The organism is Salininema proteolyticum (assembly GCF_042685645.1).
Classification (GTDB): domain Bacteria; phylum Actinomycetota; class Actinomycetes; order Mycobacteriales; family Micromonosporaceae; genus Salininema; species Salininema proteolyticum.
Genome location: NZ_JBHUNX010000001.1, coordinates 1,052,930 through 1,071,906, shown reverse-complemented (window position 1 = coordinate 1,071,906; position 18,977 = coordinate 1,052,930). Strand labels below are relative to the sequence as shown.

The following is an 18,977-nucleotide window of genomic DNA, read 5'->3' as shown; positions in this document are numbered from 1 at the left end:
GGCTCCGCCAGGCGGAGGTCGTCCGATGCGCCGCCGGCGGGCTACCGGATCTCCGGTTCGCACTCCACGGGGAAGTTCACCGAGTTGGCGATGAAGCACTCCTCGTGGGCCCTGCGGTGGAGTCCACGGGCGCGTTCCCGGTCGGCCTCGGCCGTGTCCACGTGCAGGGTCACGACCGGGCTCAAGAGCGCCTTGGTGAAGTGCCCCCGGATCCTCGGCGAGGTGAGCATCTCCCCCGTCGCCCGGTCCTCGTAGGCCGTCACGACGATCCCCTCCCGCGAACAGAGGGACAGATAGGACAGCATGTGGCACTGCGAGAGGGCCGCCAGGAGCAGCTCTTCGGGGTTCCACCGGTCGTCGGTGCCCAGGAAGGTCGGGTCGGCGGAGCCGTGGAGGTCGGGCTTGCCGTCCGTGGAGACGGTGTGCTCGCGTCCGTAGTCGCGGTAGCCCGTGGTTCCCCCGTCGCCCGCTCCGGTCCAGACGGTCGTGAGCGCGTAGTGGTGCGTCTTCGGCATGCCCGCAGGGTAACAGGTCACAACGACCGAATGTTCGCACTGGCGTGTTAACCTGGCCTCCCTGCACCACCTCTCGCGACGAAGGAACGCCCATGCAATCGATATCCGAGTCGATCCACATTGAAGCACCCGTCGAAGAGGTCTGGGAGATCCTCTCCGACCTTGACTCCTGGCGGGAGTGGAACCCGTTCATCCGCGAGGCCGACGGCGTTGTGGCCGAAGGGGAGCGCCTGCGGCTCAAGATGTTCCCCGCCGAGGGCCGACCCATGACGTTCACCCCGAAGGTCCTCTCCGCCACGCCGCGCGAGGAGCTCCGCTGGCTCGGGCGCCTCGGCTTCCCCGGCGTCTTCGACGGCGAGCACGCCTTCCATCTCTCGGCGCAGGACGGCGGCACGCTCGTCACACAGGTCGAGGAGTTCCGCGGCGTCCTGGTGCCCCTCCTCAAGAAGATGCTCCAGAACACCCGCGACGACTTCCGCCGCCTCAACGAGGCCTTGAAGGAACGCGCCGAGACCCGCGCCGGATAGCCCGGCAGTACCCGCGGCCGCGGTGTCCCTGCGGCGCAAGACGGGACGGTCCCCGGTCGGCGGCGGTCCGGCCGCCGACCGCGGAGAGCGTCTACATTCCGGCGTTGTACTGGGGCTGGGTTCCCTGGGTACGGGCGTCCAGCTGCGAGTACCAGATGCAGAAGACCATGACGGCCCACACCTTGCGGGCGTGGTCGCCCTTGCCCTCGCGGTGCTCCCGCAGCAGGGTCCGCGCGTACTCCAGGTTGAGCAGGTGCCCGGCCTGGCTCTGCGCGAACAGCTGGTCGACCCACTCGAACATCGGCCCGGCCAGCCACTGGCGGTAGGGCGTCGGGAAACCCATCTTGGGGCGCTCCACAATGGCCTGTGGAACGATGCGCTTCATCGCCTGGCGCATGGCGACCTTGGTCTGGACCCCCCGCAGGCGGTGCTCGACCGGGATCTTCTCGGCCACGGCCCACACGCCCTTGTCCAGGAACGGCACGCGCAGCTCCAGGCTGTGGGCCATGGACATGCGGTCGCCCTTGACGAGGATGTCGCCGCGCATCCAGGTGTGGAGGTCGACGTACTGCATGCGCGAGGTCGGGTCGAGGTGGGCGGTCTCCTCCCACAGCGGGTCGGTGATCTGGCGGTAGGAGGGCGCCGGGTAGCGGAGGATGCTCTGCTTCTCGTCGCCGGTGAAGATCTTGGCGTTGCCGATGAAGCGGTCCTCCAGCTCCATGGTTCCGCGCTCCAGGAAGCTCTTGCCCTTGACGCCGTCGGGCAGGGCGTTGCTCACCTTGGCGAGGGTGCTCTTGGCGCCCCGGGGAAGCCGCGAGATCGACTTCAGCGAGTGCGGCTCGTGGTAGATCGTGTAGCCGCCGAACAGCTCGTCGGCGCCCTCGCCGCCCAGGGCGACGGTGACGTTCTCAGCGGCGGTCTTGGTGACGAAGTAGAGCGGCACGATCGCCGGGTCGGCGACCGGGTCGTCCAGGTGCCACACGATCCTCGGCAGCTCGGCCATGACATTGTGGAACGAGACCGGCGCGGGGATGTTCTTCACCCCCAGCTCCGTCGCCGACTGCTGCGCGACGGCCAGCTCGTCGGGCTGGTTCGGGTCGGAGTCGAGACCCTCGAAGAACGCCGTGAACGTCAGGATGTGCGGGTTGATCTCGCGCGAGAGGGCCACGATGGCCGTCGAGTCGATGCCCGACGACAGCAGCGCCCCGACCGGGACGTCCGACCGCATGTGGATGCGCACCGACTCGCGCAGGGCCTCCGCGATCTCGTCGTAGAGCAGCTCCACGTTGCCCACCGGCTTGGGGTGGAACATCGGGCGGAAGAACCGCTGCGGGCGCATCGTGGTGCCCGGGCGGAACAGCGCGTAGTGGCCGGCCTCCAGCCGCTTGATGGTGGAGTGCATGGTGCCCGGCTCCGGCGGGTACTGGAAGGTCACGTAGTGGCCGACGTTCTCGACGTCCACCGTGGAGCGGTCGGCGCGGCCCGGCAGGGCCTTCTTCTCCGAGGAGAACCAGATCGACTCGCCCTCCTGCTGGTAGTACAGGGGCTTGATGCCGAACTGGTCGCGGGCGACGAAGCACAGGTTGGCGTCGCGGTCGTAGATGACGAACGCGAACATGCCCCGCAGGCGCTGCAGGACGTCCGGCCCCCAGACCTCGTAGCCGGCGAGGATGACCTCGGTGTCGCCCTTGGTCTCGAACTCCACGCCGTGGCGCTCCATCAGCTCCTGGCGCAGTTCGAGGTAGTTGTAGATCTCACCGTTGAACGTGATGTTGTACTTGCCGTCCTTGCGGGACATCGGCTGGTGGGAGCTGTCGAGGTCGATGATCGAGAGGCGCTTGAAACCCCACAGGACGCTGTCCTCGGTCTCCGACAATCCGGATTCGGTGGGTCCGCGGTGGTGGATCAGTTCGAGGTTCTGTTCCAGGCGGACGCGGTCGGAAGGCGCGTCCTTGCCGATCTTCACCACGAAACCACACATATTTCCTCCAGACGGTCGCAATGCGGGCGCTTGCCAAAGTATCAAAGGTACTCCGGGGCGCGAGTCGCCCCGGAACGTACGGCAATCCTACAGAACGCGGACGCCCGTACAGGACGCAAGAGGCCGAATCCATACGGAACCGGCGCGGTGGAACGGAGCCGTCACTCCCAGGTAAGACCGGTCAGGCGCTCGTAGGCCTCGACGTACTTCGAACGCGTGTGGTCGACCACCTCGGCCGGGATCTCCGGGGCCGACCCGGTGAGGTCCCAGCCGGTCGACTTGGCCCAGTCGCGGACGTTCTGCTTGTCGAACGAGGCCTGCCTCTCGCCCTCGCGCCACAGCGAGGCGTCCCAGAACCGGGAGGAGTCGGAGGTGAGGACCTCGTCGGCGAGGGTGACCCGGTCGCCGTCGAGGCCGAACTCGAGCTTGGTGTCGGCGATGACGATGCCGCGCTCCAGGGCGATCTCGGCGCCCCTGTGGTACACGGAGAGGGTGAGGTCGCGCACTTGCTCGGCGCGCTCCTCTCCCAGCAGCTCGACGGTGCGGTGGAAGTCGATGGCCTCGTCGTGCTCCCCCACGGCCGCCTTGGTGGAGGGCGTGTAGAGCGGGGCCTCCAGGCGCGAGGCCTCGGTGAGGCCCGCCGGGAGGACGATGCCGCTGACCTCGCCGGTCTTCCGGTAGTCGGCCAGTCCCGAACCCGTCAGGTAGCCGCGGGCGATAGCCTCCAGCGGGAGCATGTCCAGACGCTTGACCCGCACGGCGCGCCCGGCGAACCGCTCGGGGACGTCGGTCGCCGAGACCACGTGGTTGGGAACGATATCGGACAATTGTTCGAACCACCACAGGCTGAGGCGGGTCAGCAGCTTGCCCTTGTCGGGGATCGGGGTGGGCAGGACGACGTCGAAGACGCTGACCCGGTCGGAGGCGACGAGGATCAGCTCGTCCCCGTCGGCGTAGACGTCGCGGACCTTGCCCTGATGTACGAGCTCCACTGAAACTCCCCGTCTTCCCAGCTCGAATGGTTCACTCCATGTCATCACGCCCGGCATTCATCCCATGTGTGACAGCCGATCACACGGGAGGTCCGTCACATCACCGTGCGGGGCGGGCCCGGCGCCCGGCGGCACGGAGCCCGGACGGGACGACGCGGGAGGACTGACCGGCGCGGACGGTCCGCCCGACGGCCCCGGGGCCGGGTCGGGTTACTCGGGTCTCGGTGCGACCCGCGATACAGACGCTCTTCACTGTCCGGAGTTACGCTGGAGGGGTGAGTTCGCCAAAACCGGAGCGACGGATGCTCCGCATCGAAGCCCGCAACGCCCAGACCCCCATTGAGCGCAAACCCGAGTGGATCAAGGTCAAGGCCAAGACGGGACCGCAGTTCAACGAGCTGCGCTCGCTGGTCAAGTCCGAGGGCCTGCACACGGTGTGCCAGGAGGCCGGCTGTCCCAACATCTACGAGTGCTGGGAGGACCGCGAGGCGACGTTCCTCATCGGCGGTTCGCAGTGCACCCGCCGCTGCGACTTCTGCCAGATCGACACCGGCAAGCCGTCTCCGCTGGACAAGCTGGAGCCCATGAAGGTCGCCGACTCGGTCAAGAAGATGGAGCTGAGGTACGCGACCGTCACCGGCGTCGCCCGCGACGACCTGGAGGACGGCGGCGCCTGGCTGTACGCCGAGACCGTCCGCCAGATCCACGAGGCCATCCCCGGCTGCGGCGTCGAGCTCCTGATCCCCGACTTCAACGCCGTTCCCGAGCAGCTCGCCGAGGTCTTCTCCTCGCGCCCCGAGGTGCTCGCGCACAACGTCGAGACCGTGCCCCGCGTCTTCAAGCGCATCCGACCGGCCTTCGACTACGACCGCTCCCTGAGCGTCATCACCAAGGCCCGCGAGGAGGGACTGGTCACCAAGTCCAACCTCATCCTGGGAATGGGCGAGGAGCGCCACGAGATCGAGCAGGCCCTGCGCGACCTGCACAACGCCGGGTGCGAGCTGATCACCATCACGCAGTACCTGCGCCCGACCGAGCGCCACCACCCGGTGCACCGCTGGGTCAAGCCCGAGGAGTTCGTCGAGCTGGCCGAGTACGCCAAGGAGATCGGCTACTCGGGAGTCATGAGCGGGCCGCTCGTCCGCTCCTCCTACCGCGCCGGACGCCTCTACAAGGAGGCCATGGAGGCGCGGGAGAAGTCGACCGTCTGAGACCGGGGTCCCCGGACGCGGCGTTTCCCATCGGAGGGGCCGCGCCCGCGGCCCGTCCACCGCACATCATCTAGACTGGAAACATGGCAAAGCAACAGAAGAAGGAAACCTTCACCGACCGCCTGAAGACGATCGGCATGGCTATCAAGTTCACGGCCAAGCGGGACAAGATGTTCCTCCCGCTGGAGATCACCGCGATCCTGTTGCCCTTTGTCATCGTGGCCCTGCTGGTGATACTGCTGAGCTGGAGCCCGCTGTGGTTCGTCAGCTCCCTGTTCGTGGCCCTCCTGGCCGGCCTGATCGTGCTCAACCTGCGCACGCAGAAGGTGATCAACAGCGAGGCCGTCGACCGCCCCGGCGCCGCCTACGCACTGATCGAGAACATGCGCGGCTGGCACGTCAAGCCGGGCATCGCGGCCCTGTCGCAGACCCAGTTCGTCCACCGCGCCGTCGGCAAGCCCGGCGTCGTGCTCATCGGCGAGGGCGGCGGCAAGGTCCGCAAGCTGCTGGGCCAGGAGAAGAAGAAGCTGTCCCGCGTGGTCGGCTCCACGCCCGTCTACACCATCCTCGTGGGCGAGGGCGAGAACGACGACGCCTCGGTGAAGGACCTGCGCAAGGTCATCCGCAAGCTCCCGCCGAACATCGACTCCAAGGAGGCCACCCAGATCGCGCAGCGTCTCGAGGCGCTGGGCATGGGCATGGCCATGCCGAAGGGTCCGGTCCCGACCAGCGCGAACGCCGCCAAGGGCGCGCGCCGGGCCATGCTCAAGGGCAAGTAGGCCCGCAGAGACGCGAAGCCGCGAGCGCCATGGCGCTCGCGGCTTTTCCTTTGCCCGCGTCCCCCGCTCCCGCGGAAGCGGCCCGCTCGTCGGGAACTTCCCGCGCGGCCCGTGATCCCGGCGGAACGTGACCTCGGCTTCGCCGTTCGTCGCGGTCTTGCGGTACCCCGCCCATGGCGAAGCGGCCCGGTCTAGCTGCCGGTCGGAGGGGAGACGGTTCTCCCCTCGGCGGCTGGACCGAGGGTAAAAGTCGAGCCGCCGGCGACTGTCGTCGCCGGCGGCGTGAGAGTTGTGGAGGGTTGGGGCTCGTCCGGATGCACCGGGCCTCGCCGGTCTCGCCTCGGAGCGCGGCTCGGCGCGCCCGGTTCCGAGACCGGTGCGAGGCGGGGAGCCTCTGACCGACTCCGCCGCTCGGCCTCTCGTCGGCCCGAGCGACGGCGTGCGCTCGAAAGACCCCGTCCTCAGAATCCGCCGTTGTCCTGACGGCGGCGCCACCGCTCTTCCATGCGGGAGGTGAAGCCGCCCGGCTTGGCCCCCTTGGACGGTGTGCCGCGCGGCGGGCGCGGCCCGCCCTTCTCGTCCACGACGGAGAGCTTGCCGGTCGTGCCCTTCCTTTGCGCCCACAGCGCGAAGATGAGGCCGCCGAACATGATCACCGCACCGATGACCGTGGTGGCCAGGACGTACGCGCCGGCGATGACACCGCCAATGACCACGCCCAAACCCACCAGACTGATCAGACCGGAGACGATGAGCTTCTTGCGGGTCACTCTCGACGGGTCGTAGGCGCGCACTGCGGAAGCAAATTGGGGGTCTTCCGACAGGCTCTGCTCGATTTCGTCGAAGATCCTCTGTTCGTGTTCGGAGAGCGGCATGGCACTCCTCCTGTAGCGTGTCGATCCAACCGGTCCTACCGAAAGCTTACCCTCCCGGTGGATACCTCAAGTTTACGAGCCCGAAGCAGAGAGCGGAAGACACTTGCCGGGCGAAATTTCCCCCCTTTCGGCTGTATCGCTTGAATTCCCGCCGAGCGGACCGCATCGGGAACGACACGGGTGAAACTACCCGTCACCGTCCGTAGGGAGCCGGGCCGCGCCCTCACGCGTGCCGCCGGGCCCGGGTGCCGAGCCAGAGCAGCAGCGAGGGGACGAGGAACGTCCGCACGACCAGGGCGTCCAGGACGACTCCGCAGGCCACGACCACACCGATCTGGGCCAGCGCGGTGACGGGCATGGCGGCGAGGACGCCGAAGGTGGCGGCCACGACCAGGCCTGCCGAGGTGATGACCCCTCCTGTGGTGGTCAGGGCCAGGGGCACGGCGCGGGCGGTTCCCAGCCGCGGGGTCTCCTCCTTCACCCGGTTGGCCAGGAAGACCGTGTAGTCGACCCCCATCGCGACGGTGAAGAGGAAGCCGTAGAGGAAGAAGGACGCGCCGACGACGGGCATGCCCAGGGCGGGGAGGAGGAGCGCGGCGCTTCCGACGGCGGCGGCGAAGGACAGCGTCGTGCAGAGCGTCAGCAGGAGCGCTTCGGAGAGCGATCGGAGGAGGACGAGCAGAACGAGGGCGACGGCGAGCAGGACCAGCGGGAGGACCACGGTCAGGTCGCGCAGCGAGGCGGCGTCGGTGTCCATCTGGGCGACGGTGGCGCCTCCGACGTGGGCGTCGATCCCCGAGGCGGCGATGTCGGAGCGCAGTCCGTCGACGGCGTCCCTCGCCTCGGCGGTGGCCGGGTCGAGGGGCAGGTCGGCGCGCAGGACGGTCCAGTCGGAGCCGTCCGCGGAGGGTTCCTCCTCCCCCGCGCGGTCGAGGCGCCCGTCGGCGAGGTCGCGGACTTCGGAGGAGTCCCCCCGCACGTAGATGTCGACGGGGTTCCGCGGTCGCCCCGGGTAGAGGTCGTCCACGGCCGCGGCGGTCCGCTCGGAGGCCGTCGGTTCGCGGAGTTCTCCGAATTCATTGGGGCCCAGTTGGACGGTGAGCCAGCCGAGGCTCAGGGCGGCGAGGAGGGCCGTGGTGGCCAGGGCGATTGTCTTGGGGGCCTTGCCGACGAAGCGGGAGAGGGCGGCCCAGAGCCGGTGGTTGCGGTCGGCGGCCCCGGGCGCGGGAGCAGAGGGCCAGAACAGCACGCGCTGCGGGATCGAGACGGCGAGCGCGGGGAACAGGGTGGCCATGGTGGCGACGGCGGCCAGGACGCCTCCGATGAGGACCGGTCCGAGGGCCTGGACGTTGGACATGGTGGCGAGCCCGAGGACGGCCAGGGCGACGACGACCGTGCCGGACGAGGCGGCGATGGAGGGCAGGGATCCGCGCAGGGCGCGGCGCATGGCGGCGAACCGGTCGTCCTCGGCGCGCAGCTCTTCGCGGTAGCGGGAGGTGATGAGGAGGGCGTAGTTGGTGGCGGCGCCGAAGACGACGACGGTGAGCATGCCGGTGGAGTCGGCGCCGACGGTGAGTCCGGCCGCGCCGAGGAGGTAGGCGGTCGCGGAGGCGACCTGGCTCGCGATGCCTATGCAGGCCAGGGGGAGGACGAGGAGGAGGGGTGAGCGGTAGGAGAGGGCGAGGACGAGGGAGACGACGAGGACGCTGAGGGCGAGGAGCGGCCCGTCGAGCTGTTGGAAGGCGTTGCCGAGGTCGGCGCTGGAGGCGGCGGGTCCGGTGTAGTCGGCGTCGAGGCCCCGGGAGGAGAGGACGGAGTCGATCTGTTCGATGGCCCGCTCGTTCTCGCTGCCGAGGTTGTCGGCGGGGAGGGGGACGGTGGAGAGGAGGGCGGTGCCGTCCTCGGAGGGCACCGGTGCGGTGGGTTCGCCGGCGACGGAGGGGAGGTCGCCGATCTCGTTCAGGGCTTTGGCCATGGCCGCGCTGTCGGCGGTGCCGTCGGAGCGGTGCAGGACCATCAGGGGCAGGGTGTCGGCGGCGAAGTGGTCGGCGGCGATCTCGGCCGCGGCGGTGGAGTCGGATCCGGCGGGCAGGAAGGTTGTCGGGTCGTTGTCCGTGACGTCGCCGAGCTTCGGGGCCAGGACGGAGGCCCCGGCGGCCAGGAGGACCCACAGGGCGGTGACGGCCCAGCGGAGGCGGCGCCCGGCGGGATTGAGAGAGCGGATGGGAAGTCGCATGCCCCGAGCCTCGCTCGCGGGGAGCCGATCGCCATCGGCGCGGGAACGTCAACGCGCGTACGTCGACCCGCGTATTCGCCCGTCGGCCCGCGCCCGGGCGCGGGAGACGTTTTGGCCCAAGAACTGTGTTCGGTGGTTTGCGCCGGCCCACGCCCGGGCGCAGGGGACCCGTCAGGCCGGGGGTATGTCCAGGCCCGACCGGTAGGCGATGGCGACCAGGGCGGCGCGGTCGCGGGCGGAGAGCTTGGTGAGGATCCTCCCGACGTGGGTGCGGACGGTCGCGGGGCTGATGTGCAGGCGCGCGCCGATCTCGTCGTTGGCCAGGCCGGTGGCGACCCAGCGGAGGATCTCGGTCTCGCGGCCGGTCAGGGTGTCGATCCCGGGGTGGGGGCGGGAGGGGCGCGTGCGGTGCCCCTCGGCGTAGGCGTCGATCAGCTTCCTGGCCACGCTGGGCGACAGCAGGGAGTCGCCCGCGGCGGCCAGTCGGACAGCGCGGAGGAGGTCTTCGGGGGCGGAGTCCTTCATGACGAACCCGGCGGCGCCGCGGCGGAGCGACTCGAAGACGTAGTCGTCGACGTCGAAGGTGGTCATCATGACCACGCGCGTGGCGGCGAGGCCGGGGTCGGCCGCGATGCGGCGCAGGACCTCCAGTCCGTCGGGGCCGGGCATCCGGACGTCGAGGAGGGCGACGTCGGGCCGGTGGTGCCGGACGGCGTCCCAAGCCTCCTCGCCGTCGGCGGCCTCGGCGCTGAGTTCCAGGTCGTCCTCGCCGGCGATGAGGGTGCGCAGCGCCATGCGGATCAGGCTCTGGTCGTCGGCCAGGACCACGGTGGTCTTCACGGTCGGGTCTCCTCGGTCGGGATGGCGGCGCGGACGCGGAAGCCCTCGCCGGCCGGTCCGGCCGACAACGTACCGCCCAGGGATTCCACGCGGGCGCGCATCCCCGCGATGCCGCGCCCGCCGCCGGCGGCGTTGCCTTTGGCGGGACCGGGGTCGGAGACTTCGACCTCGAGGTCGGGGCCGACCGAGAGGTGCACGGCGACTTCCCGGGCCGAGGAGTGGCGCAGTGCGTTGGTCAGGGATTCCTGGACGACCCGGTAGGCCGTGGTGGTCGTGGCGGTGGGCAGGGTGTCGGCCCCGTCGGGCGCGCGGTAGTCGACGCGGACTCCGGCCCGTTCGATGTCGGCCAGGAGTTCGGGCAGGTCCGACAGGGTACGGACGTCGGGACCGCCGGGGTCGGCGCCCTGGCGCAGGAGGGCGACCGTCTGGCGCAGGTCGGCCAGCGCCCGGGCCGAGGCGTCGCGGATGGCGGTGAGGTGTTCGCGGGGGTCGGATCCGGGCGAGTCGATCTGGTGCAGTGCGACCTGGGCGTTCATATTGACCACGGCGAGGGAGTGGCCGACGGCGTCGTGGATGTCGCGGGCTATGGCGACGCGCTCGACCGTGCGCTGGTTCTCGCGTTCGACCGCGCGGGCGTGCTCCCGCGCCTCGGCCCCGGAGCGGCGGAGGCGTGCGGAGAAGAGCGGCAGGATGACGAGTATCAGCAGGAAGACGGCGGTCCAGGCGAGGCTGGCGATGCCGTCCTCGGACAGGTCGAGGCTGACGACTAGGGCGGCAGTGGAAAGCGTCAGGACGAGGGCGGCGCGCCTGGTCCCGGCATGGAAGGCATAGGAGTAGAGGGCGACGGCGGGGAGGAGGAAGTTCGGTCCGAGCGGGTGGCCGCCGAGGATGTAGACGCAGGCCAGCACGATGACGGTGAGGGTGGCGGCCATGGGGTGGCGCCGGTGGAGGGCGAGGGCCGCGGAGGAGGCGGTGAGGAGGGCGAGGGTCGTCCAGCGCAGGGTGCCGTCGCGCGCGGCGAGGGTGCCGACGCAGCTGACGACGGCGAGGACGGCGGCCAGCGCCGCGTCGCCGTAGAGCGCCGCGCGCGGATCGTGGCGCCTGAGGCGCTTCCTCTCGGTCGGGGTCACTGCTCCACGGTAGAGGCGGGCGGTGCGGACGGCATCGGTTTCGTGACGTGGTCGTCGTACGCCGAGGCGCGTACGGGGTCTCGCGGGACGGACGCGGCCGGACGGTCGCCCGCGTCCGACGGTGGGACCGCGTCGGAACCCGCCGGCTCCGCTCACGTGTCCGCGCCGCGCCGGGGGTGTGCCGTCTGGGTCCGTGGCCGACCCTGCTAGCTCATCCCGGGCAGGTTGCGGCCGGCCTGCTCGGGATCCTCGGCGGGCTCCGCCGAGCGGCGGATTCGGCTGGCGGCGGTGATGGCGCCCTTGCCCCATCTGCCGACGGCCGCGTCCATGGTCTCCTCTATGTCACGCCAGCCGTGCTCCGGTTCGCCCAGGAGGGTCTGGCGACCGGTGGTCCCGGCGTCCTGCAAGTGGTCCAGCCGCACTCCGATGAGCCGGACGGGTCCGGTGACATTGGCCCGGGCCAGGGCCAGGGCGGACTCGTAGACCTCCTGCCCCACGTCGGTGGCCGCCGAGAGGGTCCGCGATCGCGTCAGGGTCGTGAAGTCCCCGTAGCGGATCTTCACCGTCACTCCCCTCCCGAGGTACCCGGCCTTGCGGGCCCTGCTGGCCACTTTGCGGGACATCTCGAGGAGCACGGGGCCCCAGCGCTTCTCCCCGTCGGCGTCGTGGCCGAAGGTGTGCTCGTGGCTAATGGACTTCTCCACGCGCTCGGCGGAGACGACGCGGTCGTCGCGGTTGTGGGCCAGGGCGTGCAGGTGGTCGGCGGAGGCCTGGCCGACGGCGGCGCGCAGCCGGTCGGGCCGCATGGCGGCGATGTCGCCGACCGTCCGCAGTCCGAGCCGGCGCAGCTTCTCGGCGGTCTTCTCCCCGATGCCCCAGACGGCGCGCAGCGGCAGGCGGTGGAGGAACTCCAGTTCGGTCCGTGCGGGGACGACGCCGAGGCCGTCGGGTTTGGCGTGCTCGGAGGCGAGCTTGGCCATGAACGGAGTGGAGGCCACGCCGACGGTGCAGGTCAATCCGTGGTCCTCGCGGACGCGGCGGCGGATCTCCCGGGCGATGAAGGTGGGCGAGCCGATCAGGCGGCGGGCGCCGGAGACGTCGAGGAAGGCCTCGTCGACCGAGAGCGGCTGCACCTGGGGCGTGTAGTCGGCGAAGATCGCCATGATCGCGCGGGACACCTCGCGGTAGGAGGCGGTGGGCTTCATGAACACGCCTTCGGGGCAGCGCCGGCGGGCGACGGCCGTGGGCATCGCGGAGCGGACGCCGTACTTCCTGGCCTCGTAGGAGGCGGCCGAGACGACGCCCCGGGGCCCCGTCCCGCAGACGATGACGGGCCGGCCGCGCAGCTCGGGGTGGCGCGCCTGCTCCACGGACGCGAAGAACGCGTCCATGTCGACGTGGAGGACGGTCAGCCCCTCGTCGCTCAGGTCGGGCCCGATGTAGGTGGTCACGGTGCCACTTTAGCCGCGGAGGCCGACATCGGGGCGGGGCCGCGGGTCACTCGGCCCGTTCGGCGATCTCACCGAGGACGCGCTTCCAGGCCTCTTTGACCGCGTCGCGCTGTTCGGGCCCGGCCAGGCCGCTGCCCTGGAAGGCGGCGACGGTGCGTCCCCCTTCCTTGGCGGTGAGGCGGACCTCGAGGCGCTCGCCGTGCGGGCCGCGGAACCGGACGGCCTTGTCCTGGGTGGAGGTGCCGCGCTCGGCGGGCACGCCGTCCTCCACCTCGGGTGTGAAGGCCGGGTCGGTGAGGAGGCGGTAGACGGCCGCGGGGTCGGCGCGGACGGTCTTGGAGGCGCTCGCGGTGAACGTGCCGTCGGCGCGCTGGCCGGTGGCGCGGCGTCCCCGGGCCCTCTCGTAGCCGACCGTCACCGACTGCGCCCACCATCCGTCGACGCCGTGCTCTTCGACCAGGTGGGCGGCGATCTCGGGGTGGGTCCGGTCGGCGGCGCCCCAGGAGTCCAGGACGGCGAACCAGCCCTCCCAGTCCCTGCCGGTCGCGGCGGAGAGCTTCTCGGCGGCCATGGGCATCTTCTCGCTCATGGTGCCAGTCTATTCGCCGTCGGGGTTCCGGCACGCCTCCATGCCCGTACCGCCGCACTCGCGGAGATCGGAGTCGTAGGCTCCGTCCGGGTCGGGGGTCATGCTCGTGCACAGGCGCTCATAGGGCAGGCCGCTGTCGCCGGAGACCACGGTTGCGGGTTCGTTGTCGGTCGTGGGCGTTCCTCGGGTCGGAGCGGAGCGGGGGCTCTTTCGACCGAATTGAGGTCCGCAAATCGCTATCAACCGTGCCGCGTCAGAGGTTCCCATCGGGGCCGAGTGCTGCTAAGGTGGCCGGGTTCCCGGATGCCCCAAGGAAAGACCGTGTCTGAGAAGATCTGGATAGAGATCATCAAGATCCTGCCGTCCCTGCTGTGGATCGGCTTCGGCGTCGTCGTCCTGTTCACGACACGACGCATTCTGGAGTCGCAGGCCCACCGGCTCCAGAAGGTGGGCACGCCGTTCCTCAACGTCGAGTTCGCCCAGCAGCTGCTGGAGGACGCGCAGCACGAGGGGTCCCTCCACGTCGGCACCGCCGCCGTGCCCGAGATGCCCGACGTTCCCCCGCAGGCGCCCCATGGCGGCGCCGTGAAGGGGCGGGCAGAGAAACCGACCGTCGACCTCGATCCCCCCGTCGGGCCGGACGGACCGGGCGCCCCGTCGGGATCGGCGGAGATCGACTGGATGGACGCGAAGTCCTACGCGCGGGAGCCCTCCGGCGACGCTCCCTCCACGCCGGCGCCCCGACAGCGCACCAAGCTCACTCCGCGTTCCCTGACTCGCACCTCGCGCCGACTGGTCCAGAACGCCGACGCGTTCAAGGGCCGGTCCGTCCTCTGGGTCGACGACGTCCCGACGAACAACTACTCGCTCATGCGGCTGCTCAACTCGATGGGCGCGACGGTCCACACCGCCCGCAGCACCCGCCAGGCCCTGGACTACCTGCAGGCCTTCGTGTACGACGTGGTCATCACCGACCTGCGCCGCACGACCGAGGAACCGGTGGACACCGCGGGGATGACCCTGGTGCGGAGCCTGCGGGAGGAGGGGATCGGAGTTCCGGTCGTCTTCTACACCGCCCAGCACGCGGTCCTGCCCGGCGTCCCCGACGGGGCCGCGGGGTCGACCGACCGCGCGGACGAGCTGGTGAACATCCTCATCGACCTCCTCTCCGGGGTACGGCCCCGGAGATAACCGCTTGCGCGAGGGGTTGACGGGGCTCTATGTTCGGGACCGCGGGCCGAACGCCCGCGCCGACAGGACCGACCAGCCCCTGGAGCCTCCTTGACCCGTACGCCCCGCGCCCTGAGCCCCTACACCCTGTACCTGCTGATCGAGGGCGTCACGGCCTTCGCCGTCGGCCTCGTCTACACGACCATCGTCCTCTACCGCGTGCAGGACGCCGGTTTGAGCCCGCTGCAGGTGGTCCTGGTCGGGACCGTCCTGGAGGCGGCGTTCTTCCTCGTCCACGTGCCCACCGGGCTCCTGGCCGACACGGTGAGCCGCAAGCGGTTCGTCACCGCCGGGCTCCTGGTCCTGGGAGTCGGGTTCACCGTGGAGGGCCTCGTCCCCGCCTTCGCCGCCATCCTCGTCGCCCAGATCCTGTGCGCCGCCGGATTCGCCTTCATGGGCGGGGCGCTGGAGGCGTGGGCGGCCGACGAGATCCCGCCCGAGAGGCTCGACCACGCGGTCATGCGCGCCGCCCAGCTCGGCATGCTCGGCACCCTGGCCGGGGCGCTGCTCAGCGGCGTCACCGCCGCCTTCTGGACGCCGCTGCCGTTCCACGTCGCCGGGGCGCTCTTCGTCCTGCTGGGAGTCCTCACCGGGATCGCCATGCGCGAGGGGCGTTTCCGCGCCCGCCGGGGCCGGGTGTCGGGCCGCGAGCTGTGGGCCTCGGTGCCCGGCGACGTCCGGCGGACCGCCCGCAACGCCGCGTCTCTGCGCCGCACCGCTCCCCTGATCGGGCTGGTCTTCGCCGTCAGCCTCTTCTTCGGGCTGTACTCCGAAGGCTGGGACCGGCTCTCGCAGGTCCACCTGACCGAGTCGTTCGAGTTCCCCGAGACCGCCGGGCTCAGTGCCCCGGTGTGGCTGTCGCTCATCGTGTTCGCCGCGACGCTCGCCGGGCTGGGCGCCACGGAGATCGTCCGCAGGCGCCTGGGGCGCCCGGGGTCCGACCCGGTTCCCTCGCTGCTGGTCCTCACCGCGGTCGTCGCCGCGAGCGCCGCGGTGTTCGGCGTCGCCGGGGGCTTCCTCGTGGCGGTGGCGGTGTACTGTCTGTCCAGCGGGGCCAAGGCGGCCGTGTCTCCGGCCATGACCGCGTGGACGATGCGGAACTCCGCTCCCGAGTCGCGCGCGACGGTCCTCTCGACGGCGCAGTCGTTCGACTCGCTGGGACAGGTGGCCGGCGGTCCGGCGATCGGCCTCGTCGGCGAGCGCAGCCTGCGGGCCGCCATGGTGGCCGCCGCGGCGCTCCTGCTCCCGGCGGCGGCGCTGCTGGTGCGCGCGTTGCGGAGGAGAGGCGCTGAGCGGCAGGGGGAAGCAGCGAAGACGACGATAGGATGACTCCCATGGCTTCGATGGACGACGGACAGCTGAGGACGTATCTCGACCGCGTCGGCCTGGACGGGCCGGTGCCCGCGACGGCCGAGGGGCTCAAGCGGGTCCACCACGCGCAGTTGGACTCGATCCCCTATGAGAACGTGGACATCCAGCTGGGGGTGCCCCTGCGTCTGGACGTGGAGGGCGTCCACCGGAAGATGGTGGTCGAGCGGAAGGGCGGCTTCTGCTATGAACAGAACGTTCTGTTGGCGGCCGCGCTGCGGGCCATGGGCTTCGAGGTGGAGTACCTCAAGGGGGCCGTGGGCAGGGCCGTCGACGGCGACGGGGAGTGGTTCAACCACATGCCGCTGCTGGTGGGCTTCGGCGGCCGGACCGTCGTGGCGGACACGGGGCTGGGCACGGGGTTCCGCGACCCGTTCCCCGTCGAGGACGGCCCGCTCTTGCAGGGGCAGATGATCCACCACCTGTCCCGGGAGGACGGGGCCTGGCGGTTCCGCCTCGACCGGCGGCTGACCGACCAGACGTTCGATTTCACGACCGACCCGCGCGGCCTGGACGACTTTCTCCCGAAGTTCCACGAGCTGCAGGACTCTCCTGAGTCGCCGTTCGTCAAGACGCTGGCGGTGATGAAGACGGGCTCGCGGGGTGTCGAGATGCTGAGGGCGCGGACGTTGACCGTCTACCGGGCCGGCGAGGGCAAGCGGCAGGGCCTCGTCGAGAGCCGGGACGACTTCGCCGCGGAGCTGCGCGGCCGTTTCGGCCTGGAGTTGTCCGGGGAGAGGCTCGCCGCCCTGTGGGACAGGGCGGCGGAGCAGCACGAGGCGTGGAGGGCCGAGAAGGGACAGTCGTCCCGGTCGTTACCCGAGCAGTCGATGCCGGGCACGCGGACGTGCGCTCCTCCTTCGGCCCTCCCGGAAGTCACCCGAGAGGCCCGTCGGGCACCGGTTCGCCGAAGTCCGGCGTGCCGTCCTGGTTCCACCCGAAGCGCTGGACGCGCGTGTGGCGGTTGGGGTCGTTGAGCGGGTCGCCGTCGATCTCCCGGTACTGGCGGGCGTGGTACACGAGCACGTCGTGCCCTTCCTCGTCCACGGTGAAGCACGAGTGCCCGGGCCCGTAGACCCCGTTGGCGTCCGAGGTGGCGAAGACCGGCTCCTGTGCCTTGTGCCAGGAGACGGGGTCCATCAGGTCGGCGTCCTCGTCGGCCGTGAGGAGGCCCATGCAGTACTCGGCTCCGGTTCCCGATGCGGAGTAGGTCAGGAAGAGGCGGCCGTTGCGGTGGACGGCGTAGGCTCCCTCGTTGACCTGGTAGCGCACGGTCTCCCAGGGCAGTTCGGGACGGCTGATCTCGATGGGGGTGTCCGCGATCGAGGAGGGAGTGTCCATGGGGGCCAGGAGGAGGCTGGTGTTGTTGTCCAGTTCGGGCAGGTGCTGGGCCCAGCAGAGGTATCGGGTCCCGTTGTGCTCGAAGGTGGTCGCGTCGAGGGAGAAGCTGTCCCACGGGGTGACGATCTGGCCGAGCTCCTCCCAGGTGCCCGCGAGGGGGTTGGGGTTCGTGTTGCGCAGCACGTACATGCGGATGCGCCAGATGTCGTCGGTGGCTCCGGCGGCGAAGTGGATGTACCAGGCGCCGTCGACGTAGTGCAACTCCGGGGCCCAGATGTGGGCCCCCATCTCGCCTTCGGAGTGCCTGTTCCAGATGACCGTCTCGCGAGCCCCGGCGAGGCCGGAGATGGTGCGGCTGCGGCGCAGGATGATCCGGTCGTACTCGGGGACGGTGGCGGTGAAGTAGTAGAAGCCGTCCTCGTGTGCGACTATGTGCGGATCGGCGCGCTGGGTGACGAGCGGGTTGGCGAGGGACCGGGGTCCGCGGCCGGGGCGGCCGGCGTGGGGCGGCGGATCCCCTTTCCCGTTCCCCGGCGCCGCGTGGGCTGTTCCAGCGGCCAGAGCGGCCAGGGAACCGGCTGCGATGATCGTCGTCCTCCGTTTGAGACCCATGGGCGTGGCTCCTTCGGGCTCGGCACTTCCGGATCCGCCGCCTCTCGGAGGCCGAAAAGCAACGTTCGGAAATGTTGATTTATGAATTATTAAAAGACAGTCTCTCACTTTTAACGACATAAATCAACATCTCTGAACATCTCATCCGCGGTACGACCACAACGGAACCACCATCTCCAGGTCCGTCAGCCCGCCATGGTGCCCGATGAGGTCGTCGACCCGGTCCGGTTCGCTCGGCACCCCGGTGATCGCGAAGCGGTCGTGCGCCGCCACCACCACGTCGCCCACGCGCGAGCGGTTCTCGGAGGCGACCGGCCCGAACCAGCCGGTGGCGATCGCCTCGTCGCGGAGGAGCACGGTCGCCCTGTCCCCCACCGCCGCCCGCCAGGCCGCCGCCACGTCGCCCGGATTCGCGCCCGCGACCGTGTGGACGTAGCGGACGCGGCCGTCCCCGCAGACGGCCTGAACGCCGTCCAGCAGCGCCGGACGCTCCACCACCCGCAACCGGTCGTCGACGTCCACCATCCCGTGGTCGGCGGTGACCAGCAGGGCCGCGTCGGAGGGCAGCGCGTCGCACAGCCCGTCCACGGCCGTACCGACATAGGCCACCGCCTCCAGCCACTGCTCGGAACCGGTCCCGAAACGGTGGCCCGCGCCGTCCACCTCGGGCAGGTAGGCGAACACGATCCCCCGGCCGGGACGGGCCAGCGCCGCGCGGACCCCCGCGACGACCTCCTCGGGAGTCGCCGCCTCGATCCAGTCCGCGCCCCGGTAGATGGCGTCCGTCAACGGCGTGTGCGCGTAGGCCCCGTTGGAGACGATCGTGTAGGTCAATCCGGCCGCCGCGGCCCGCTCCCCGCACGTCGGACGCGGCTGCCACTCGCGCGGATCAGGGCCCTCGTCCCAGCGGATATAGGCGAACGGGTCGCCGCTCGCCGGGTCGAACCCCGTGAAGCCGAGAATGCCGTGCTGCCCCGGCGGCAGACCGGTCGACAACGAGGCCAGGGAGATCGGCGTCGAAGACGGGGAGGTCGCGGTGATCGTGCGCCACGTGCCGAGGCGGCCGGCGGCGGCCTCGCCGAAGGTCCGGTGGGCCGCCCCGGCGCGGGACCACAGGAGGGCGCCGAAGCCGTCTAGCAGGAACACGACGACCTTCTCCACCTCGCCCACCTGGTCGGCCAGGGAGAGCACGTCGCGCTCGCCCTCCGCTCCCAGCAGGGCCATGGCGGAGGGCATCACGTCGGACAGGGAACCGAGGCCGTAGGAGGCCGTCGTCTCAGGGAGCGTCATGACTCCAGGT

The 18,977-nt window shown here is 70.5% G+C and carries 18 protein-coding genes; 6 read left to right on the top strand and 12 right to left on the bottom strand.

From position 1 onward, the window contains the following. Window positions 1-41: 41 nt before the first annotated feature. A complete protein-coding gene (locus ACFTE1_RS05065; RefSeq protein ID WP_380618190.1) occupies window positions 42-515 on the bottom strand; it encodes an OsmC family protein in 474 nt (157 codons plus the stop codon). Window positions 516-607: 92 nt separating this feature from the next. On the opposite strand from ACFTE1_RS05065, the gene ACFTE1_RS05060 reads away from it, so the two are divergent. Continuing rightward, on the top strand, window positions 608-1,042 hold the full coding sequence (locus ACFTE1_RS05060) for an SRPBCC family protein (protein ID WP_380618189.1): 435 nt from the start codon (window positions 608-610) through the stop codon (window positions 1,040-1,042). 91 nt (window positions 1,043-1,133) lie between these two features. On the opposite strand, the gene asnB is transcribed toward ACFTE1_RS05060, so the two are convergent. Both asnB and ACFTE1_RS05050 read right to left on the bottom strand, forming a co-directional pair. Then, window positions 1,134-3,023: an asparagine synthase (glutamine-hydrolyzing) gene (asnB, locus tag ACFTE1_RS05055; RefSeq protein WP_380618188.1), complete on the bottom strand. Its 1,890-nt coding sequence runs from the start codon at window positions 3,021-3,023 to the stop codon at window positions 1,134-1,136. A 161-nt stretch (window positions 3,024-3,184) separates the two neighbouring features. Then, window positions 3,185-4,015 (bottom strand): phosphoribosylaminoimidazolesuccinocarboxamide synthase, encoded by an 831-nt coding sequence (locus ACFTE1_RS05050; protein ID WP_380618186.1) that lies wholly within the window; start codon window positions 4,013-4,015, stop codon window positions 3,185-3,187. A 302-nt stretch (window positions 4,016-4,317) separates the two neighbouring features. Here ACFTE1_RS05050 and lipA point away from each other — a divergent pair, with 302 nt between their 5' ends. Next, window positions 4,318-5,226 carry a lipoyl synthase gene (gene lipA / locus ACFTE1_RS05045; protein WP_380618185.1) on the top strand — a complete coding sequence of 303 codons (909 nt, stop codon included), beginning with the start codon at window positions 4,318-4,320 and terminating at the stop codon, window positions 5,224-5,226. An 83-nt stretch (window positions 5,227-5,309) separates the two neighbouring features. Then, window positions 5,310-6,005, top strand: coding sequence for a DUF4191 domain-containing protein (locus ACFTE1_RS05040; RefSeq protein WP_380618184.1), 696 nt, complete (start codon window positions 5,310-5,312; stop codon window positions 6,003-6,005). A gap of 461 nt (window positions 6,006-6,466) precedes the next feature. Here the strand turns inward: ACFTE1_RS05040 and ACFTE1_RS05035 are convergent, their stop codons facing one another. The 7 genes from ACFTE1_RS05035 to ACFTE1_RS05005 all read right to left on the bottom strand — a co-directional run bounded on the left by ACFTE1_RS05035 (window position 6,467) and on the right by ACFTE1_RS05005 (window position 13,276). After that, window positions 6,467-6,880, bottom strand: a complete 414-nt coding sequence (locus ACFTE1_RS05035; protein ID WP_380618183.1) for a DUF3040 domain-containing protein — start codon at window positions 6,878-6,880, stop codon at window positions 6,467-6,469. Between the two features lie 223 nt (window positions 6,881-7,103). Further along, complete coding sequence (locus tag ACFTE1_RS05030) at window positions 7,104-9,116, bottom strand: MMPL family transporter (protein ID WP_380618182.1); 2,013 nt, start codon at window positions 9,114-9,116, stop codon at window positions 7,104-7,106. A gap of 171 nt (window positions 9,117-9,287) precedes the next feature. Next, the gene (locus tag ACFTE1_RS05025) at window positions 9,288-9,956 is read right to left on the bottom strand and encodes a response regulator (protein WP_380618181.1); all 669 of its coding nucleotides are present in this window, start codon (window positions 9,954-9,956) and stop codon (window positions 9,288-9,290) included. Next, on the bottom strand, window positions 9,953-11,086 hold the full coding sequence (locus ACFTE1_RS05020; RefSeq protein WP_380618180.1) for a sensor histidine kinase: 1,134 nt from the start codon (window positions 11,084-11,086) through the stop codon (window positions 9,953-9,955). The genes ACFTE1_RS05025 and ACFTE1_RS05020 overlap by 4 nt, the downstream gene beginning before the upstream one ends. A 206-nt stretch (window positions 11,087-11,292) precedes the next feature. Further along, window positions 11,293-12,537, bottom strand: a complete 1,245-nt coding sequence (gene dinB / locus ACFTE1_RS05015; protein WP_380618179.1) for a DNA polymerase IV — start codon at window positions 12,535-12,537, stop codon at window positions 11,293-11,295. Between the two features lie 46 nt (window positions 12,538-12,583). Continuing rightward, entirely contained in the window at window positions 12,584-13,126 is a 543-nt protein-coding gene (locus tag ACFTE1_RS05010; protein ID WP_380618178.1) for a hypothetical protein, read from the bottom strand. 9 nt (window positions 13,127-13,135) lie between these two features. Further along, entirely contained in the window at window positions 13,136-13,276 is a 141-nt protein-coding gene (locus ACFTE1_RS05005) for a hypothetical protein (protein WP_380618177.1), read from the bottom strand. 171 nt (window positions 13,277-13,447) lie between these two features. On the opposite strand from ACFTE1_RS05005, the gene ACFTE1_RS05000 reads away from it, so the two are divergent. From ACFTE1_RS05000 to ACFTE1_RS04990, 3 genes are all read left to right on the top strand, one after another. Continuing rightward, window positions 13,448-14,317 carry a response regulator gene (locus ACFTE1_RS05000; protein WP_380618176.1) on the top strand — a complete coding sequence of 290 codons (870 nt, stop codon included), beginning with the start codon at window positions 13,448-13,450 and terminating at the stop codon, window positions 14,315-14,317. Window positions 14,318-14,407: 90 nt separating this feature from the next. Then, window positions 14,408-15,685, top strand: a complete 1,278-nt coding sequence (locus ACFTE1_RS04995) for an MFS transporter (RefSeq protein ID WP_380618174.1) — start codon at window positions 14,408-14,410, stop codon at window positions 15,683-15,685. A gap of 5 nt (window positions 15,686-15,690) precedes the next feature. Beyond that, a complete protein-coding gene (locus tag ACFTE1_RS04990; protein ID WP_380618173.1) occupies window positions 15,691-16,701 on the top strand; it encodes an arylamine N-acetyltransferase family protein in 1,011 nt (336 codons plus the stop codon). Here the strand turns inward: ACFTE1_RS04990 and ACFTE1_RS04985 are convergent. Both ACFTE1_RS04985 and ACFTE1_RS04980 read right to left on the bottom strand, forming a co-directional pair. Continuing rightward, window positions 16,601-17,677 carry a glycoside hydrolase family 43 protein gene (locus ACFTE1_RS04985; RefSeq protein WP_380618171.1) on the bottom strand — a complete coding sequence of 359 codons (1,077 nt, stop codon included), beginning with the start codon at window positions 17,675-17,677 and terminating at the stop codon, window positions 16,601-16,603. The two genes, ACFTE1_RS04990 and ACFTE1_RS04985, sit on opposite strands and share 101 nt — an antisense overlap. A 141-nt stretch (window positions 17,678-17,818) precedes the next feature. Then, window positions 17,819-18,967 carry an alkaline phosphatase family protein gene (locus ACFTE1_RS04980; protein ID WP_380618170.1) on the bottom strand — a complete coding sequence of 383 codons (1,149 nt, stop codon included), beginning with the start codon at window positions 18,965-18,967 and terminating at the stop codon, window positions 17,819-17,821. Window positions 18,968-18,977: the final 10 nt, after the last annotated feature.

Excerpts from the sequence above, each read along its gene's own strand:
- asnB (WP_380618188.1), bottom strand. The coding sequence starts at position 3,023 with ATGTGTGGTTTCGTGGTGAAGATCGGCAAGGACGCGCCTTCCGACCGC.
- ACFTE1_RS05065 (WP_380618190.1), bottom strand. The coding sequence starts at position 515 with ATGCCGAAGACGCACCACTACGCGCTCACGACCGTCTGGACCGGAGCG.
- ACFTE1_RS04990 (WP_380618173.1), top strand. The coding sequence starts at position 15,691 with ATGGCTTCGATGGACGACGGACAGCTGAGGACGTATCTCGACCGCGTC.
- ACFTE1_RS04980 (WP_380618170.1), bottom strand. The coding sequence starts at position 18,967 with ATGACGCTCCCTGAGACGACGGCCTCCTACGGCCTCGGTTCCCTGTCC.
- ACFTE1_RS04985 (WP_380618171.1), bottom strand. The coding sequence starts at position 17,677 with ATGGGTCTCAAACGGAGGACGACGATCATCGCAGCCGGTTCCCTGGCC.
- ACFTE1_RS05030 (WP_380618182.1), bottom strand. The coding sequence starts at position 9,116 with ATGCGACTTCCCATCCGCTCTCTCAATCCCGCCGGGCGCCGCCTCCGC.
- ACFTE1_RS05040 (WP_380618184.1), top strand. The coding sequence starts at position 5,310 with ATGGCAAAGCAACAGAAGAAGGAAACCTTCACCGACCGCCTGAAGACG.
- ACFTE1_RS05035 (WP_380618183.1), bottom strand. The coding sequence starts at position 6,880 with ATGCCGCTCTCCGAACACGAACAGAGGATCTTCGACGAAATCGAGCAG.
- ACFTE1_RS05010 (WP_380618178.1), bottom strand. The coding sequence starts at position 13,126 with ATGAGCGAGAAGATGCCCATGGCCGCCGAGAAGCTCTCCGCCGCGACC.
- ACFTE1_RS05060 (WP_380618189.1), top strand. The coding sequence starts at position 608 with ATGCAATCGATATCCGAGTCGATCCACATTGAAGCACCCGTCGAAGAG.
- lipA (WP_380618185.1), top strand. The coding sequence starts at position 4,318 with ATGCTCCGCATCGAAGCCCGCAACGCCCAGACCCCCATTGAGCGCAAA.